A 1460-nucleotide genomic window follows, 5' to 3' on the forward strand; every position below is an offset into this window, starting at 1 on the left:
GTAACGGCCGCCGCTGTAGCGCATCAATGGAGCGCTGAAGCGATCGTTTTGCAAGGCTCCCGAAGCTAGATAAAAGGTGGGCTGCCCGCCGCTCTCATAGGCATACATCTGCACCACCAAGATACCGTTCTGCGCATCCAGAGCGAGCCCTCGTCCGGGCTTGCCGTTGACCTCAGATGTGACTACCCAAGTCCCTCCCTGCGGCATGAAAGCTTGAGCCAGTCCCGCTCCCAAAAGTGCCACGGCGGCAATCAATCTCTTTAACATCTGCTCCTCCGAAGTTTGTTGCAACAAATTACCCTATGGGTAACAGAGTTATACAAGAAGCCGGCCAAAAAGAACAGGGGAGTTACGTCCTCGCCAGTTCCGCGCCGAGGCCGGACAAACCCCGGGCCGCGCCCGGAGGGAGGGCGCGCTATTCTCCGCGCCACCCTGTGTCGGTGCGCGCCCCGCGCGCGGCGCCGGCCGTCGCCGTTCACATCCACGACCGCTTTCGGAGTTGCCGATGACCCGTTCCGCCCAACTCGCCACCCCCCTGCTAGAGCGCTTCGGCGTGCTGGCCCAGGCCCGCGCCACTGCAGCAGACGCACTGCGCGCCACCTCGCCCATCGACGGCGCGGAGATCGGCCGCGTGGCGCCGGTCACGCCGGAGCAGGCCGCGGAGCGCATCCAGCGCGCCCGCGCCGCCTTTCTCGCCTGGCGCACCGTGCCGGCGCCGCGGCGTGGCGAGCTGGTCCGCCTGCTGGGCGAAGAGCTGCGCGCCGCCAAGGACGACCTGGGGGCGCTGGTGTCGATCGAGACCGGCAAGATCCGCTCCGAGGGACTCGGCGAGGTGCAGGAGATGATCGACATCTGCGACTTCGCCGTCGGGCTGTCACGCCAGCTGTACGGCCTGACCATCGCCTCCGAGCGCCCGGGCCACCGCATGATGGAGAGCTGGCACCCGCTGGGCGTGGTCGGCGTCATCAGCGCCTTCAACTTTCCCGTGGCCGTCTGGTCCTGGAACGCGGCGCTGGCCCTCGTCTGCGGCAACCCGGTGGTCTGGAAGCCGTCCGAGAAGACACCGCTCACGGCGCTGGCGGTGCAGGCGCTGTTCGAGCGCGCCGCTGCACGCTTCGGCGATGCCCCCGAGGGCCTGTCGCAGCTGCTGCCCGGCGGGCGCGAGGTGGGCGAGCTGCTGGTCGACAGCCCCGAGGTCGCACTGGTCTCGGCCACCGGCAGCACCCGCATGGGCCGCGAGGTGGGCCCGCGCGTGGCCCGCCGCTTTGGCCGCGTGCTGCTGGAGCTGGGTGGCAACAACGCCGTGATCGTCGCGCCCACCGCAGACCTCGACCTGGCGGTGCGCGGCATCGTCTTCGCCGCCGCCGGCACGGCCGGGCAACGCTGCACCACCACGCGCCGGCTGATCGTGCACCGGAGCCTGGCGGACACGCTCATGCAGCGGCTGCAGGCCGCCTACG

General features: G+C 69.4%; 1 protein-coding gene and 1 pseudogene. One reads left to right on the plus strand and one right to left on the minus strand.

All coding sequences use genetic code 11. The features are described 5' to 3' along the window. A pseudogene (locus A612_RS16365) lies at window positions 1–267 on the minus strand (hypothetical protein); the annotation flags it as partial. A 238-nt stretch (window positions 268–505) separates the two neighbouring features. Between A612_RS16365 and A612_RS01820 the strand changes: the two are divergent. Continuing rightward, a partial coding sequence (locus tag A612_RS01820; protein ID WP_019372909.1) for an aldehyde dehydrogenase family protein occupies window positions 506–1460 on the plus strand: 955 nt, incomplete at its 3' end.

The organism is Melaminivora alkalimesophila, from assembly GCF_000282995.1.
In the GTDB taxonomy this organism is placed as follows: domain Bacteria; phylum Pseudomonadota; class Gammaproteobacteria; order Burkholderiales; family Burkholderiaceae_C; genus Melaminivora; species Melaminivora alkalimesophila.